The organism is Natronorubrum amylolyticum, assembly GCF_052040145.1.
Classification (GTDB): Archaea; Halobacteriota; Halobacteria; order Halobacteriales; family Natrialbaceae; genus Natronorubrum.
The window spans coordinates 821046-837166 of the sequence record NZ_JBPPFW010000003.1 but is presented as its reverse complement, the minus strand read 5'-3'; the positions used below and the strand labels follow the sequence as shown (position 1 = coordinate 837166).

Sequence of the window (16121 nt, the reverse complement as noted above, 5' to 3'; positions counted from 1 at the left end):
CCATGTCAAATCGAATGCGACGGGGGACGGAACAGGTTCTCAGCGAAGCCCTACTCTCGACATCGGCGGACTTCGACTGATCCGGAAGGCTATTTAAATGGATTGTTGGAACAATGGTCCTCCTTGTCCGACTGGATCAGTAAACCAATTAGTAACCATGTCTGGTCACAGTTTTCACCGTCGGGCTGCAGTACACCCAAGAACCCCAAAGTTACCAAAATTGACTGCAAAATGACCGAAGAGACCATTGACTTCAACACGGTAATCGACCTGTGTAGAGATGAGCACCGTCGCATCGTTCTTTCAGTACTCGCCGCAGAACAGCGTTCGCTGACGGTGAATGACCTCCGAACAGCGATTCTCACCTGTAATCATCACACGCCAGTTACCGACGCTTCTGGAGAGGTGTTAACAGAAATTGGGGCCTTGCTATCCCACACGCACCTTCCAAAGTTGGAATCTGCAGGGGTCATCGAATACTATTCCGAACGGCGACTCATAGTACCAACAGAACAGTTCGACCAGCTACAGCCCCATCTATCCACGATCATCGGTGCCGATCCAAATCTCGACGAACCAATTGAGTTGTGAGTTCAGGCAGGAGACCCTCTATTTGCGATATGGGGCTTGGAATGCGTCCGTCCTGTCTGGGTGGAGATACGGTCAATAAGCACGTCTTTGTATCGGTTACTTCAGGATCGGTTAGGCGAAATAATGTGGATCGCCGTGATGGATTCATCCTCTGTATTCAGCAGGGCTGCTGAAATCTATCACCGATTGAGGGTTTCAACAAGGCTGCTTCCGCACATTCGGCCGGTCGATCGGCAGGCGATCGAACTCGAACTGCGCTCGTTGTTCGCGTACTACTGTATTGACTCCGTTCGACCCTCTCGCCGAAACCAAATCGACGCCATAGCGATACACACTTCTGGCCGAAGAAGACGGAATGACTCGTTTCGACTACTCGTGGCTGGTCGCCCTGCCACTCGCATCGGTAGCCGACGATTCGACCGCGTCGGCCGTCTCGAGCGCGCTGGCGGTCGCGAGGCGAATCGCGTGCGGCCAGCCGAGCGGCGTCGCGCTGTCGGGCGTGCCGTCGTCGAACAACTGTTCCGGAAGATAGGCTCCGGGTCGTCGGAGTGGGCCGTCGGGCGCGACCAGCGCCAGCAACGTTCGAGCGCGGTCGTCGAACTCGGCGGCTCGGTCGTGACCGTTCGCGGCCAGCAGCTCGCGGAGTTCGACGGCCGCGTGGGCGCCCCACGCGGTCGTCACCGTCCAGATCTTGGCGTCCGACTGCTCGCGGAGCCGCCAGGGGTCGTCCTCGAAGCGCGCCAGCCCCTCGATCGGCCCCTCGGGATCGCGGTAGAGTCCGTCGAGCGTCGTCTCGAGGTGGGAGACGAGCCGATCGAACCGATCGTCGTCGACGACTGCGACCGCATCGTACTCGTGGTGTGCCGACGCGAGCGCGAGCGTACTTCCGTCGAGGCGATCGTCGAGGTCGTCGCCGTCGAGGCGCATCGCGTAGCAGCCGCGGTCTGCCACCCACAGGTCGTCGAGCGCCTCGTAGACGCGAGTCGCCTGCGATCTCGCGTGGGCCGCGACGTCCTCGTCGACTGGCGCTCGAGCGATCGCGGCGTAGGCCTCGAGGAACGTCGCCGTCGTGTGCGTAAACCGTCCGGTCATGTTCTCCCAGGCGTTCTGGACGCGCTCGGGCAGGCCGTCGTCGGCGAGGGTCGCATCCATCCCCTCGAGCGCCGACGTCAACGTCTCGTGAACCCGCTCGTCGCCGGCGTCGACGCGCCGGAGGTAGGTCGCGAGAAAGGCGGCGACGCTCGCGGTCTGGTCGGCCTGGTAGTCCGCGGTGTTCGCTTCCTCGAGTCGACCGTTCGCCCAGCCCGGCGCGAGTCGGCCGTTGTACGGCCAGACGCGGTGGGGCCACGTCCCGTCTGAGCGCTGCGTGTCGGCGTAGAAGCGCGCGCTGGCTTCGTGCCACGCCTCGAGACCGAGCCCCGTCCGTTCGTCGGCGTCGAGGAGAAACCGGGAGATTTCGGCGTCGTCGCGGAACCAGGTGTAGCCGTAGCCGCCGGAGTAGCGGTAGAAGGGGTCGAACTCGGGGCCGGCGATCCGCGCGCCCGTCGACGACCGCAGGAGACAGAGCGCCCGCAGATCCGCGAACCCGCGGTCGATTCCGGGCGCCGCGTCCGGAAGCCGGTCGCGGGCTTGACTGTGGCCCGCGTCGACGATCGACTCGCGGTCGTCGTGAGCCATCGCGTTCGATCGCACGCGCTCGAGCGCGTCGGCACGATTGGCAGTCTCCGTCAGGAGCGTCGCGACGGTCGCGCTCGGTGCGGAGCCGGTCAGTTCGAACTCGACCATCGTGATCGGGCTGAGTCGGGCCTCCTCGTATCGGTCGTCGTCCTCGGAGCGCGGAAACGCTGCGGGTTCCGGTTCGAGTAACTCCTCGAATCGTTCGGGGACCTGCCCCGAGACGGAGATATCGGTCGACGCGGCGACGAAGTCGCGCTCGCTGTCGTGGTAGACTTCGACGGCATCGCCGTGCCAGAGCTGTCCGATTCGGCTCGCTCGTCCCTCGGGGGCGAACCCGAAGCAGGCCGTGATCGAGGCGTCGACGTCGGTCGCCGCGTCGTCGAGCACGAAGTGAGTCACGTGACCGCGATCCACCGCGAGGTCGTACTGAGTACAGCTGTAGCCGGCGACCTCGTGGACGGTTTCGACGACGGCCGTGTTATCGATGTACCGTTGGTTTCCGTCGTCAAACCAGTGTGTTTCGCCGTCCAGCGCGAGGCCGAATCGGGAGCGTTCGATGCCGGCAACGCCGGAGAGCGGGTAGGAGTAGTCGCTGATCGATCCGTCGGGCGCGACGTGGACGAGTCTGTCGTCGAGACCGGAGAACAGCCCCGTCGTCGAGCGTCGCTCCCCGGGAAATCGCCGGGGATCGCCCTGAGAGCGCTTGAAATCGTTGAGGGCGCCGTGTAATTCCATCGTACGTTCGGTTGGTGCCCGTCCCATTAAATCTTGTTGAAAAATGTGTTCCTACTTTTCAGGCAAGATCGAAGACGCGTCCGGAGCGTTAACGGTCGAATATTTGGGCCCGGCGGGACGGATCGTCGCAGTTACGACGGCCTGCGAACGGCATCGGGGCTCGGTGATCGGGAATCTTTTAGCGTAACCGAACAATTGTGAACTACTGAGTATACATGGATACCGACGATCTCGGCGACCTGCTCTCGCAGTTCGGCCTGTCAGCGAAGGAGATCGACACCTATCTCGCGATACTCGACCACGGCGAGTCGAAGGCGAGTACGATCGCCGACGCTGCGGACGTCTCCAAGCGGTACGTCTACAGCATCAGCGAGGAACTCGAGGATCGCGGCTTCGTCGAGGTCGACGACCACGCCGTCCCGACCGTTATTCGCCCCGTCCAGCCCGAGACGGTCGTCGGACGACTCACCGACAGCGTCGAAGCGATCGAGCCGGAGTTACAGTCCCGGTACACGACGACCGAGCGGACGGGCGAGCAGTTCGAGGTGATCAAGTCCCGCCAGACGGTGCTCAAACGGATCGAGGAGCTGTTGGCCGCCGCGGAGACGGAAGTCACTCTCTCGCTGCCCGTCGAAATACTGCCCCAGATCCGCTCGACGCTCGAGGAGACGGTCGATCGGGGCGTCCTGGTCTTGCTTCTGTTAGGGGGCACCGACGACGATCAGGACATCGCCTCGCTGGCCGGAACGGCGAGTACGGTCCGCACGTGGGACGCACTCGTGCCGACGATGCTCACGGTCGACGCTCAGCACGGCCTGCTCGCCCCCAGCCAGCTACTGACGAGTTCGACGAGCGAGACGAAGGCGATCAGCATCTCACAGCCACAGCTCGCACCCGTTTTCGCCGGCTCCTTTCTCGCGAACTACTGGCCGACCGCCGAGGAACGGTACGTGAGCGCGCCCGGAGAGCTCCCGCGGACGTTCGAAGGATTCCGCAACGCGGTCTTCCAGATGGCTCTCCACCGAGCCACGGACAACCGGATCGAGGCGACGGTGACGGGAACACCTGTGGGTGATCGAGATCTTCCGTCGACGCTCTCCGGCGAGGTCGTCGCCGTTCGGCAGAGTCTCGTCCGCCCCGTCTCGTCGACGGTGCCGATCGAGAACGCCTTCGAACTCGACGTCGACGGCGAGCGTTACACGATCGGTGGCACCGGCGCGTTCCTCGAGGATTTCGAGGCCGAATCGGTTACCGTCCGCCCGCTCGAGGAGTGAGAAACCGGGAAATCCGGTTTTTCATCTGTGAGTAAATTTCTTGAGTCGGGGGCGTGAACGTCTCGTCGTGATGGACAGCCACTGCCACACAGCGGGAGGGATCGCCGGTGTCTGAACGCCAGTCGGTCAGGGACCGACTCGTCGAGAGCGGCGTGATCGCCGTGCTCCGCGGAATCGACGAGGAACAGATCGTTCCGGTCGCGCGAGCGATTCACGAGGGGGGCGTCGACGCGCTCGAGGTCACGGCGGACGGGACGCGTGCGAGCGAACAGATCGCCGCCGTCGACCGTGAACTCGGGGACACTGACGCGATCGTCGGCGCGGGAACCGTCCTCGACGCGCCGACGGCGCAGTCGGTGATCGACGCGGGCGCCGAGTTCGTCGTCTCGCCGAATACCGACGTCGAGACCGTTAGACTGTGTAACCGACAGGGCGTGCTCTCGGCACCGGGTGTCATGACGCCGACCGAAGCCGTCACGGCGCTCGAGGCCGGCGCGGACGTGCTCAAACTGTTCCCGGCCTCGACCGTCGGGCCGGGTCACATCGGCGCGATTCGAGGCCCACTCGGCGACGTCGACGTGATTCCAACCGGCGGCATTTCACCGGCGAACGTCGAGTCGTACTTCGACGCCGGCGCGGTCGCCGTCGGTGCTGGCAGCGCGCTCATCGACTACGACGCGATCGCCGACGGCGATATGGACCGCGTTCGAGAGAGCGCCGCCGAGTTCGTCGAGACCGTCGAATCCGTACGAAGCGACTGATCGCTGCTCGCGTTCGCAATTTTCCGTCGACCGTCAAAAACTCGTTAGCGGTGCAGAATTCCGTTTCGGCGGGTGCGGACGTCCGTTTCAATCTCCCGTGCATCGAGCGACGGCCATCGGTATGCAGAGCGAAAACTCTTCGAAAGCCGATAGTTACTGACGGTGGCCGAGCGCTGTTCAAATATTTACTACGAATAGGGTAAACTTTTTGCGGGCAGGGGTTCTCTGGTGGACTATGAAAGCGATCGCTGTCGAACCCGGGGCCGGTACGCCCGTCCTCGTCGAAAAACCCCGTCCCGACCCGAAGCCCGGCGAAGCGCTCGTGCGCACGCTTCGCGTCGGCGTCGACGGGACCGACCACGAAGTCATCGCGGGCCACCACGGAAACCTTCCCGACGGCGCGGATCGACTCGTACTCGGCCACGAGGCCGTCGGCATCGTCGAGGACGCGAACGGAACCGATCTCGAGGAAGGCGAGTTCGTCGTCCCGACCGTTCGTCGGCCCCCGAACGGGACCAACGAGTACTTCGAGCGCGGCGAGCCCGACATGGCTCCCGAGGGGAAGTACGTCGAGCGAGGAATCGTCGACGGACACGGATTCATGGCGGAGTACTTCACCAGTCCCGCGGAGTACCTCGTCCCGATTCCCGAACGGCTCGCGCCGCTCGGATTTCTGGTCGAGCCGATCAGCATCAGTGAGAAGGCCATCGAGCACGCCATCGCCTCCCGGTCGGCGTTCGACTGGGAACCGGAGTCGGCGATCGTGCTCGGAAACGGCTCGCTCGGATTGATCACGCTCGCAATGTTCGAGGAGGTACTCGAGATCGATCGGACCTACTGTCTCGGCCGGCGGGATCGCCCGCATCCGACGATCGACCTCATCGACGAACTCAGCTCGACGTACGTCGACTCCCGCGAGACGCCCGTACCGGAGATTCCCGACGTCTACGAGTCGATCGACCTCGTCTACGAGGCGACCGGCCACGCGAAACACGCCTTCGAGACGGTCGACGCGCTCGCGCCGAACGGCGTCGGCGTCCTGCTCGGCGTCCCCGAACCCTGGGAGTTCGAAGTCGACGGCGGTCGTCTCCACCGTGAACTCGTTCTCCACAACAAGGCGCTGCTGGGGACCGTCAACTCCCACCGCGGCCACTTCGAGGCCGCGATCGACACGCTCTCGCAGCTTCCGACGTGGTTCACCGACGAGTTCGTCACCGGGATCCACGGACTCGAGGAGTTCGAACGCGCGTTCGAAACTGATGACGACGTCGTGAAGACCGCCGTCGAGTTTAGCCGTCTCTGAGCACGGCTCGAGTTCGCGGCCACGATCCCGTTTTTCCTTGATCCGATGCCGTTGGTGTTGATCAATGAATAGAAACAATTACTATTATCGAAGTAAGTATTTGTGCTATGGGAGTCGATTACACGCAGCTACACGATCCGAACGCCGAGTACACGATGCGGGATCTCTCGGCGGAGACGATGAACGTGACCCGCGAGCGCGGGAACGGCCGAGACGTCGAGATCACGGACATCCAGACGACGATGGTCGACGGCAACTTCCCGTGGACGCTCGTGCGAATCTACACGGATTCTGGCATCGTCGGCACGGGCGAAGCCTACTGGGGTGCAGGTGCGCCAGAACTGATCGAGCGCATGGCCCCCTTCCTGCAGGGGGAGAACCCGCTCGACATCGATCGACTCACGGAGCACCTCGTCCAGAAGATGTCCGGCGAGGGCTCGATCGGCGGCGTCACGGTGACGGCGATTTCGGGCATCGAGGTCGCCCTGCACGATCTGGCGGGCAAGATCCTCGAGGTACCGGCCTACCAGCTGCTGGGCGGGAAGTACCGCGATGAGGTTCGGGTCTACTGTGACTGTCACACCGAAGACGAAGCGGATCCGATAGCCTGTGCCGACGAGGCCGAACGCGTCGTCGAAGAACTGGGCTACGACGCGCTGAAGTTCGATCTGGACGTGCCGTCGGGCCACGAGAAGGATCGTGCGAACCGTCACCTTCGCGGCCCCGAGATCGAGCACAAGGCTTCGATCGTCGAAGCCATCACCGAGCGCGTCGGATCGCGCGCCGACGTGGCCTTCGACTGCCACTGGACGTTCTCCGGCGGCAGCGCGAAACGCCTCGCGAAGCGACTCGAGGAGTACGACATCTGGTGGCTCGAAGACCCTGTCCCCCCGGAGAACCACGACGTCCAGCGGGAGGTCACCCAGTCGACGACGACACCGATCACCGTCGGTGAGAACGTCTACCGCAAACACGGCCAGCGCCGGCTGCTCGAGGAGCAGGCCGTCGATATCATCGCGCCGGACATGCCGAAGGTCGGCGGCATGCGCGAAACCCGAAAGATCGCCGACCTGGCGGACATGTACTACGTCCCCGTGGCGATGCACAACGTCGCCTCGCCCGTCGCGACGATGGCCAGTGCTCACGTGGGCGCGGCGATTCCGAACTCGCTGGCCGTCGAGTACCACTCCTACGAACTCGGTTGGTGGGAGGAGCTGGTCGAAGAGGACGTCATCGAGGACGGTTACATCGAGATTCCCGAGAAACCGGGCCTCGGCGTGACCCTCGACATGGACGTCGTCGCGGAGCGGATGGTCGACGGTGAGGAGTTGTTTGATGAATCGTAAGATTCATCAAACTCGCTGAGCTCTGCTCAGCGTTGTTTGACGAGGCGTAAGCCGAAGTCAAGCCAGCAAATCTTCGATTTGCGCTGTTCGGTTGAGCGAAGCGAAATCGAGCTCGGAAGACTCGCGGTGCTCTGCTCAGCGTTGTTTGACGAGGCGTAAGCCGAAGTCAAGCCAGCAAATCTTCGATTTGCGCTGTTCGGTTGAGCGAAGCGAAATCGAGCTCGGAAGACTCGCGGTGCTCTGCTCAGCGTTGTTCGACGCGGCTCATGCCGCGTCGGGCTCGTGAATCACCGATGTGGCCCGTCGAAGTCGATCGGAACGCGAGAACGACTGCACTCTCGAGATGGCGCTGCCGGGACGTGTTTTATTGTCCTCCTCGAGGTGAATCTGGGTATGTCGCCAGACGAACGGCCTGTCAGCCGCCGCCGAGTACTGGGGCTGAGTGCCGGTGTCGCGACCGCAACCGGTTTCGGGAGCGTCGTGAGCGCAAGTACCGGTACACAGGAGGCCGAGGACGACGACGAGCCGGACGAAGCCGCCGACGTGGGGGGACAGTACGCCGAGGTCTATCAGGAGTCGATCGACGACGTTGTGCTCGTCACCGTCCCCGGGACTGGTGAGCCCGGGCAGGAGACGCCCGGCGGACTCGGCTCCGGGTTCGTGGTCGACGACTACGTCGTGACGAACCACCACGTCGTCGGCTCAGACGAGGTCGAACTCCAGTTTCGGGACGAACAGTGGCGAGAGGGGACCGTCGTCGGAACGGACGTCCACAGCGACCTCGCCGTCCTCGAGGTCGACGACATGCCGGACGGTCCCGACGGGCTCGAGTTCGCGACCGACGGGCCGACGATCGGAGCCGAAGTCCTCGCCCTCGGCAACCCGCTCGGGCTCGATGCGTCGATCTCACAGGGGATCGTCAGCGGGATTGACCGATCGCTCCCGAGCCCGACGGGGTTCTCGATCCCGGCGGCGATCCAGACCGACGCCTCGGTCAACCCGGGTAACAGCGGCGGTCCGCTCGTGGACCTCGACGGCGAGGTCGTCGGCGTCGTCTTCGCGGGTGTCGGCCAGACGATCGGATTCGCCATCTCCGCCGCACTCGCGAATCGCGTCGTCCCCGCACTCGTCGAGGACGGTACGTACGAACATCCCTACATGGGCGTCACCGTTACGCCCGTCGGACCGCAGGTCGCCGAGGCGAACGATCTCGAGGAGCCACGGGGCGTGTTGATCACCGAAACCATACCGAACGGGCCCGCCGAGGACGTCCTCCAGCCGGCGACCGGCGCCACGACGGTCGACGGGACGGCCGTCCCCGTCGGTGGCGACATAATCGTGGCCATCGGGGAGGAGGAGATCCCCAATCAGGATCGGCTCTCGTCGGTGCTCGCGCTCGAGACCTCCCCCGACGAGACAATCCCAGTCGAGATCATCCGCGACGGGGAGCGTGGAATCGTCGAGTTGACGCTCGAGTCGCGGCCGGACGTCGACGCACCGTGATCCTGCTTCGGCGGTGGCCACGTGGCCGTCCTGTATGTGGGTTCCTGCCACGTTTGACCGTCGAACTTTTCCCTTCGGAGGCGATTCCTATGGCTAACCGATTCTTGGGAACCTCATGAGCAAACCCACCCACTCCATCTCCGACGACGTGCTCGGTCTCGAGCGGCCGCTCGATGCGCTGCAGACCAGCCCTAACTTTCGTGGCCCGGTCGAACCGCTGGACGGAGACTTTTGTAACGACCACTTCGCGTTGATCTACGAATCCAGTGACGATCAGTTCGCGGCCGTGGCTCCGTTCATCCGCCAGGGGATCGAACGCGGCGAACACTGCCTGTACGTCGTCGAAAAGAACGACGTAACCGACGTCGAGGCGGCTCTTCGGGACAGGGGTGTCGACGTCGACGCCGCCGTCGAGTCCGGTGCGTTAGCCTTCGAGACGATCCAGAACACCTACCTTCGCGACGGTCAGTTCGACGCCGACGAGATGATCTCCATCTACGAGGAGGTCATCCAGGAGACGACCGAGGAGTACGAGGCGCTTCGACTGGTTGCCGACATGTCGTGGATCCTCGAGGCCGACGTGTCGGTCGAGGAGTGTATGACCTACGAGAGCAAGGTCAACGAACTCTTCGACGAGGAGGACGCCGTCGCGGTCTGTCAGTACGACCGCGAGGCGTTCCCGCAGGAGGTCCTCTGCGACGTCGTACGGGTCCACCCCCACCTCATATACGACAACACTGTCTGTCACAACTTCTACTACATTCCACCCGTCGAGTTTTGCGACACCACCCAGCCGACCCACGAGCTCGATCGGATGCTCGGTACGCTGATCGACAGAACGAGGGCGAAAGCCGAGCTCCGAGAGCGCGAACACTACCTCCAGCGCCAGAACGATATCACGGCGGACCCGGAGAAATCGTTCGAGAAGAAGTTACAGGCCCTCTTCGAGCTGGGCTGTGAGCGCTTCGACCTCGAACTCGGCGCGATGGCTCGCGTCGATATCGAGGAGAACTGGTTCGAAGTCGAATACGTCAGCGAGGACCACGAACACTTCAAACCCGGCGTCGAGCTCCCGCTGTCGGAGACCTACTGTACGGCCGCGACCGAAATCAGGGCGGCCGGAAGCGTCTCCGACCCCGAAACGGAAGGCTACGACGATATCTTCGTCTACGACGAGTTCGACCTTCGCGCGTACCTCGGTACCTATCTCGACGTCGACGGCGGGACCGACAGAACGTTTTTCTTCGTCAGTTCCGACCCGTGTACCGACGGCTTCTCCGACGACGAACACGCCTTCCTCCGGTCGATCGGCCAGTGGGTAACGTACGAACTCGAGGAGAATCAGCGCGAGCGCGAACTCGAGCGAACCGTCGACCGACTCGAGACGTCGAACGAACGACTCGAGCAGTTCGCCTACGCCGCCAGCCACGACCTCCAGGAGCCGTTGCGGATGGTCTCGAGCTACCTCCAGTTGCTCGACGCTCGCGGCGCCGATCTCACTGAAGAGAACCAGGAGTTCCTCGAGTTCGCCGTCGACGGCGCCGACCGCATGCGCGACATGATCGACGGGCTGCTCGAGTACTCTCGCATCGAGACGCGCGGCGCGCCGCTCGAGCCGATCGAACTGGACGCCGTCATCGAGGACGTCTGCGAGGACCTGCGATTCCAGCTCGCCAGCAGCGACGCGGAACTCACGGCGGAGTCGCTGCCGCGCGTGGAAGGCGACGGCAACCAGCTCCGACAGCTGTTCCAGAACCTCCTGGCGAACGCGATCAAGTATTCGGGGGACGAGTCGCCACGGATCGAGATCGATGCCGACCGAGCCGGAACCAAGTGGACGATCTCGGTCCGCGACGAGGGGATCGGCATCGATCCCGACGAACAAGACCGAATTTTCGACATTTTCGACCGGCTACACAGTCGCGAGACCTACGACGGTGCGGGGATCGGACTCGCGCTCTGTGAGCGAATCGCCGAGCGACACAGCGGCGATATCTGGGCCGACTCCGAACCCGGCGAGGGATCGACGTTCTCGGTGACGCTGCCCGCGGTGAGCGCCGACAAGAGCTGACCCAGCGATTGAGCCGAAGACGGCTATCGGAGGAACTCTCGTGGGAGTTGCAGGCGTCGGTGCAGTTCGAGTCAATCACGGGGCCGTTTTGGGCGGTATCGCAGAACTGGTCACCTGCTGAGCCGATCCCGACGAAACGTCGTGACGAGTTGGGGAGTTCGTCGAATACGACGAAGAAACGGGTATGACGGCGGTGCAGTCGCTGGTCGTTAGCTGTCCGCGTCCTCGGCGTCTTCGAGATCCTCGAGCTCCGCTTCTTCTTCGCGAGGCGCGTTCTGCGTCCCGAGATCGTCGTCTCCGGCGTCCACCTGGTCGGGATCCTGATCGACGCGCTCGAGTTCGTCTTCGATCTCTGCCTCTCGCTCCGCTTCGTACTCGTTCGCTCGGTCTGCGTCGTCTTCAGCCATGATCGGTGATTCGCCCTCGAGCGGTTTGTTCGTCGGGCCGTCGCCTGCAACGTCGACCCGTTCGCGACCCGAATCGTCGTCGGACACGAAAGACAGATAAAAGACGCCCCAGTGTGAACAGACAGACATGGACGTTCCGTACGACCTGACCTCGTACGTTCGGGTGTTGAAGATGGCAACGACACCCACGACTGAGGAGTTCCTTCAGGTATCGAAGATCGCCGGCGCAGGGATCCTGCTCATCGGGCTGATGGGCTTTCTCATCGGTGGCATCATGCTCGTGCTGACTGGTGGTCTCTGATGGGGATCTTCGCAGTCAAGACGACGGCGAGTCAAGAGCGCACCGTAGCAGACATGATTATCAACCGCGAGGAGCCGGAGATCCACGCCGCCCTCGCACCCGATTCGCTGACCTCCTACGTGATGGTGGAAGCCGAGGGCAACGCGGTCTTGAACCGCGTTCTCGAGGACATTCCTCACGCCCGGAGCATCGTGCCCGGCGAATCCGACATTTCGGAGGTCGAGCACTTCCTTTCGCCCAAACCGGACGTCGAGGGGATCGCCGAGGGCGACATCGTCGAACTCATCGCCGGCCCGTTCAAGGGCGAGAAGGCCCAGGTTCAGCGCATCGACGAGGGTAAGGATCAGGTGACCGTCGAACTGTACGAGGCGACGGTCCCGATCCCGGTGACGGTTCGTGGTGACCAGATTCGCGTGCTCGACTCCGACGAGCGATAGCGAGTCGGTTCACTCGGCGCGATCCGTCAGGAGAGCGGCGAGAACGTTTTGAACTAAATTTTGCGAGGAGTGGGTGGCGAGCGAAGCGAGGCATCCCGACGACGTAAAATTTAGCCGTGTGACGGTTCGTGGTGACCAGATTCGCGTGCTCGACTCCGACGAGCGATAGCGAGTCGGTTCTCTCGGCGCGATCCGTCAGGAGAGCGGCGAGAACGTTTTGAACTAAATTTTGCGAGGAGTGGGTGGCGAGCGAAGCGAGGCATCCCGACGACGTAAAATTTAGCCGTGTGACGGTTCGCGGCGACCAGATTCGGGTTCTGGACAGTGACGAGCGCTAACACGCTCGTCAAGCAGTCAGCACGACAGTGTCGTGCTGAATACTCCGACGAGCGGTAGCGAGTCGGTTCACTCGGTGCGAACGATATGAGAGGCGAGCGAAATGAGTGCCTCGAAAAGCGAACGGGGAGGGACGACCCGTGAGCGATAGGTTGGGAGGAACTCACTGCTCTACGGGCAGCTCGCTGCTGTTCTCAGAGAGAAACAGCAGTATCGGTCGAATGTCCTCAAATTGGGGTCCTCTTTCGACGCAATTCATACTGGGTGTCCATTCGATAAACCCGTAGTTGTCTAACTTGGGGAGGTGGCAGTGTTGGTACTCAATGCTACTTGTGTCGACTGGAACCCCCTCCGCTATCGGTGAATCTGTTTGCGAATTCTCCTCGACCAAAGCGAATAACAGGCGTCGCCGTTTTTCATCCGCTAACGCATCAAATGTCTTGTTTGTCATATGACTCATTTGGGGATAGTGGTACAACCGTATACATAAGACGACCCTCAGTTCCCACGGCGCTGGATTCCCCGCGTGAAATCAAGTTGCTCGGTTTCCCCTGTGCCTGCACAGCTGCCGAGCGGAGCACAGCACACCTACTCGCTGTCCAACGGCTTGCGCCCGCTATCGCTTGAGTTCTGTGGCGATCGCCTGCATGTTCGCAACGTCTTCGATCTCCTCGAGCAGTTCCTCGCGGTTGCGGACGTCTTCGGAGTCCGCGCCGTAGGCGCGAACGTACTCCGCGCGACTGTGCTCGGTAAAGGCGTGTCGGATCGCGAGGTAGCCGTCGGGGACGACGGTGCCACAGACCTTACACTCCCGTCGCTCGTGTTCCGTCGCCTGATGGACGACGGTCGATTCGACGTCCTCGAACACCGCTCCGCAGCCGTCGATGCCGCATTCCCAGGCCATTCACTCTCACTGAAACTATCGAGTGGCCGCCCTAATGATCCTTTCGCAGCCAGAACTACGGGCCGCCGTCCGTCGCGACCCGCATGCGATAGGGCTTCGGCAGGTCCGCTCCTAGAGGGCGTATGCCCGCGACGAACCGCTCGCAACTTTCCTCTTTCGACGCCGACCGCGTCCGACAGGCCGTCCAGCAGACCGTATCCGGCCCGCTCTACTCGTTCTGTGAGTACGACACGGAGTCGTTTCGGCCGCTCTACATCGACGATCGAACCATCGCGCTGTACGACAGCAGCGACGAGATGCTCGAGCACTTCGAGCGGATCCACACCCACGTCCACATGGACTTCATGCAGATCGAACTCTTTCGAAACACGCTGTTTCCGACCGCCGAACGGGTCGAATACATCGCCACCTCGATGGATGTTCTGAAGCTATTACGGGTCTACGTGGGCGACGAAGCACTTCTCCTCGCACTCGAACCCGACGAGCCGGTCGAACCGATCGTCGCCGTTATCAAGGAGACCGTCGGCTGGCCGCCGAATCAGAATTCATAACCCGGCGGTCTCGAAAGTGGCTCTCGTGAGCGAGGGTACCGCTGTGGAGACTCGAGTCGACTGTCACGTGAAGGTGCTCGACGAGTCGGTCGTCGATCGAGCGATCGCTGCCGGTCTCGACGTCATCGTCTACGCACCACACTTCACCCGATTACCGGAGATTCGGCGCCGAGCGAACCGCTTCTCGAGCGAGGATCTGCTGGTCGTCCCCGCACGGGAGGTGTTCACCGGCTCGTGGCGCGATCGAAAACACGTTCTAGCGATCGGTCTCGAGGAGCCGGTGCCGGATTTCATCCCGCTCGAGGCCGCGATGGCGGAGTTCGAGCGACAGGAGGCCGCCGTGTTGGCTCCGCATCCGGAGTTCGCAACGGTGAGTCTCACCGAAGCGGATCTTCGTCAGTATCGAGACACCATCGACGCAGTTGAGATCTTTAACCCGAAACATCTCCCGTCGCACAACCGACGGGCGCGCGAGTTGGCCGACCTGTTCGAACTCCCGCCGTTTACGTCGTCCTACGCCCACCTCTCGAGCACGGTCGGCGTCGCCTACACCGCGTTCGAGACCGAGATCCACTCCGAGGCCGACCTCGTGAGTGCACTCGCAGACGGCGTTCCCCGACGCGTCGTCCACCAGACGGGCCGGCGGCGGTGGCGAACGACCGCGAGCGAACTCGGCCACCTCTGTTATGAAAATACCTGGGAGAAGGTCGACCGACTCTTCCTCTCGGGAACCGAGCCGACGCATCCGAATCACATCGCCTACGACGGTCGGTTCGACGACGTCTCCGTCTACTGACACTGTCGGACAGAAATCAATGAAGAGAATTCGCCGGACGGAAGCGGCGAATTTTCACAATAGTTCTGTCCGACAGTACGAGCGGGCGATTCCGGCTACTGCTCCTCCTCGAGGGCGTCCGCGATTCGCTCGAGTTGCACTCCGACGTAGCAAAGCGCCTGCGTTTGCATGATCGCAGGATCGTCGCTCCATTCGTTGGTGATGTACGCCGCCTGTTTTCCCGCTCGGTCGAGGTGGTTGTTATCGTTCGGCATGGTCTCCGTAGCGTTCGGCGTCGAGACCTGAAACGGTTCGGGTCGGTACAGCCACTCGAGTCCTGACGGGTGCGTCCAGTACGAAGACGGCTTTCTCACGCCCAACGATTACCCAGTATCGTGCTGACTATCCGCACTGGATTATGGGAGAAACAGTCAAAGTCATCACACTGACCGGGAACTCATCGGAATCGTGAGAAGACGCCGCACAAAATGCGATCGACGACGCGGATCAGACGCTCGAGAACATCACCGGCGTCGAGGTCGAATCGCAGACGGCCGAGGTCGAGGGCGGGTCGATCGAGGAGTACCGGACGACCCTCGACGTCGCGTTCGTGCTGAACCGATAACGCCAACCTGCCGCGGTGGGTGCCCTCACCGTTCGGCTACGGGTCCTCGATCGGCTCTCCGTCGCCAATTTTCGCCAGCGTCTTCGCGACCCGATCCCAGTGGCTCCCTCGCCAGAAGTGTTGTCCACACGCTCGACAGCGCCAAACGTCGATCTCCGCGGGGTCGGGCGCGTATGCCGGTCTCGACGCCGTACGGTCGACTTTCTCGAGCGAGCCGTTGCACCGACCGCAGAACGCGGGTTCGTCGGCGAGCGTCAGCTCTATCCCCGCATCCGCGAGTTCCGCCAGTTGCGTCTCGACGTCGCGCGACTCGAGCAGGATCGAGTCGGCCGCGCGGTCTGCGAGCGCGACGTCTCTCGTGACGAGCGTCCGATCGTCGGCTCGAGCGACCGCGAGCAACGCGTCGTCGGCCTCGATCCCGCGGTCGCCGGCGTAGACGGTGTCGTGATCGCACATCCGCAGATAGGAAACTACGCCACCGCACATGACGTCGAGGAGCAGGCGCATGTGATGGAAGAGGGTGC

At 62.6% G+C, this 16121-nt stretch carries 16 protein-coding genes and 1 pseudogene; 12 read left to right on the top strand and 5 right to left on the bottom strand.

The features are described 5' to 3' along the window. The first annotated feature begins 231 nt into the window (after positions 1–231). Entirely contained in the window at positions 232–591 is a 360-nt protein-coding gene (locus tag ACSFDB_RS15535; protein WP_440771842.1) for a DUF7344 domain-containing protein, read from the top strand. A 369-nt stretch (positions 592–960) separates the two neighbouring features. Here the strand turns inward: ACSFDB_RS15535 and ACSFDB_RS15530 are convergent, their stop codons facing one another. Further along, the gene (locus tag ACSFDB_RS15530; protein WP_440771841.1) at positions 961–3003 is read right to left on the bottom strand and encodes a DUF7997 domain-containing protein; all 2043 of its coding nucleotides are present in this window, start codon (positions 3001–3003) and stop codon (positions 961–963) included. A gap of 215 nt (positions 3004–3218) precedes the next feature. Between ACSFDB_RS15530 and ACSFDB_RS15525 the strand changes: the two genes are divergently transcribed. The 6 genes from ACSFDB_RS15525 to ACSFDB_RS15500 all read left to right on the top strand — a co-directional run bounded on the left by ACSFDB_RS15525 (position 3219) and on the right by ACSFDB_RS15500 (position 11261). After that, positions 3219–4277, top strand: coding sequence for a TrmB family transcriptional regulator (locus tag ACSFDB_RS15525; protein ID WP_440771840.1), 1059 nt, complete (start codon positions 3219–3221; stop codon positions 4275–4277). 107 nt (positions 4278–4384) lie between these two features. After that, positions 4385–5038, top strand: a complete 654-nt coding sequence (locus ACSFDB_RS15520; RefSeq protein ID WP_440771839.1) for a bifunctional 4-hydroxy-2-oxoglutarate aldolase/2-dehydro-3-deoxy-phosphogluconate aldolase — start codon at positions 4385–4387, stop codon at positions 5036–5038. Between the two features lie 235 nt (positions 5039–5273). After that, on the top strand, positions 5274–6341 hold the full coding sequence (locus ACSFDB_RS15515) for a glucose 1-dehydrogenase (RefSeq protein ID WP_440771838.1): 1068 nt from the start codon (positions 5274–5276) through the stop codon (positions 6339–6341). Between the two features lie 107 nt (positions 6342–6448). Continuing rightward, positions 6449–7687, top strand: a complete 1239-nt coding sequence (locus tag ACSFDB_RS15510; RefSeq protein ID WP_440771837.1) for a mandelate racemase/muconate lactonizing enzyme family protein — start codon at positions 6449–6451, stop codon at positions 7685–7687. 393 nt (positions 7688–8080) lie between these two features. After that, positions 8081–9190 carry a S1C family serine protease gene (locus ACSFDB_RS15505; protein ID WP_440771836.1) on the top strand — a complete coding sequence of 370 codons (1110 nt, stop codon included), beginning with the start codon at positions 8081–8083 and terminating at the stop codon, positions 9188–9190. Between the two features lie 115 nt (positions 9191–9305). Next, positions 9306–11261 carry an MEDS domain-containing protein gene (locus ACSFDB_RS15500; protein WP_440771835.1) on the top strand — a complete coding sequence of 652 codons (1956 nt, stop codon included), beginning with the start codon at positions 9306–9308 and terminating at the stop codon, positions 11259–11261. A 209-nt stretch (positions 11262–11470) separates the two neighbouring features. Here ACSFDB_RS15500 and ACSFDB_RS15495 read toward each other — a convergent pair whose 3' ends face one another. Continuing rightward, complete coding sequence (locus tag ACSFDB_RS15495) at positions 11471–11668, bottom strand: hypothetical protein (RefSeq protein WP_440771852.1); 198 nt, start codon at positions 11666–11668, stop codon at positions 11471–11473. 127 nt (positions 11669–11795) lie between these two features. On the opposite strand from ACSFDB_RS15495, the gene ACSFDB_RS15490 reads away from it, so the two are divergent. Both ACSFDB_RS15490 and ACSFDB_RS15485 read left to right on the top strand, forming a co-directional pair. Next, complete coding sequence (locus ACSFDB_RS15490) at positions 11796–11969, top strand: protein translocase SEC61 complex subunit gamma (RefSeq protein WP_006090494.1); 174 nt, start codon at positions 11796–11798, stop codon at positions 11967–11969. After that, positions 11969–12406, top strand: a complete 438-nt coding sequence (locus ACSFDB_RS15485; RefSeq protein WP_004217006.1) for a transcription elongation factor Spt5 — start codon at positions 11969–11971, stop codon at positions 12404–12406. Before ACSFDB_RS15490 ends, ACSFDB_RS15485 begins: the two co-directional genes overlap by 1 nt. Positions 12407–13358: 952 nt before the next feature. Here ACSFDB_RS15485 and ACSFDB_RS15480 read toward each other — a convergent pair. Continuing rightward, positions 13359–13646, bottom strand: a complete 288-nt coding sequence (locus ACSFDB_RS15480; RefSeq protein WP_440771834.1) for a DUF7565 family protein — start codon at positions 13644–13646, stop codon at positions 13359–13361. Positions 13647–13768: 122 nt separating this feature from the next. On the opposite strand from ACSFDB_RS15480, the gene ACSFDB_RS15475 reads away from it, so the two are divergent. Then, a complete protein-coding gene (locus tag ACSFDB_RS15475) occupies positions 13769–14197 on the top strand; it encodes a hypothetical protein (RefSeq protein ID WP_440771833.1) in 429 nt (142 codons plus the stop codon). Between the two features lie 25 nt (positions 14198–14222). Continuing rightward, a complete protein-coding gene (locus ACSFDB_RS15470) occupies positions 14223–14993 on the top strand; it encodes a PHP-associated domain-containing protein (protein ID WP_440771832.1) in 771 nt (256 codons plus the stop codon). 95 nt (positions 14994–15088) lie between these two features. On the opposite strand, the gene ACSFDB_RS15465 is transcribed toward ACSFDB_RS15470, so the two are convergent. Continuing rightward, complete coding sequence (locus tag ACSFDB_RS15465) at positions 15089–15247, bottom strand: hypothetical protein (RefSeq protein WP_440771831.1); 159 nt, start codon at positions 15245–15247, stop codon at positions 15089–15091. Positions 15248–15456: 209 nt separating this feature from the next. Here ACSFDB_RS15465 and ACSFDB_RS15460 point away from each other — a divergent pair. Beyond that, positions 15457–15597 (top strand): annotated as a pseudogene (locus tag ACSFDB_RS15460) (dodecin family protein); the annotation flags it as partial. Between the two features lie 36 nt (positions 15598–15633). Here the strand turns inward: ACSFDB_RS15460 and ACSFDB_RS15455 are convergent. After that, on the bottom strand, positions 15634–16104 hold the full coding sequence (locus tag ACSFDB_RS15455) for a Mut7-C RNAse domain-containing protein (RefSeq protein WP_440771830.1): 471 nt from the start codon (positions 16102–16104) through the stop codon (positions 15634–15636). Positions 16105–16121: the final 17 nt, after the last annotated feature.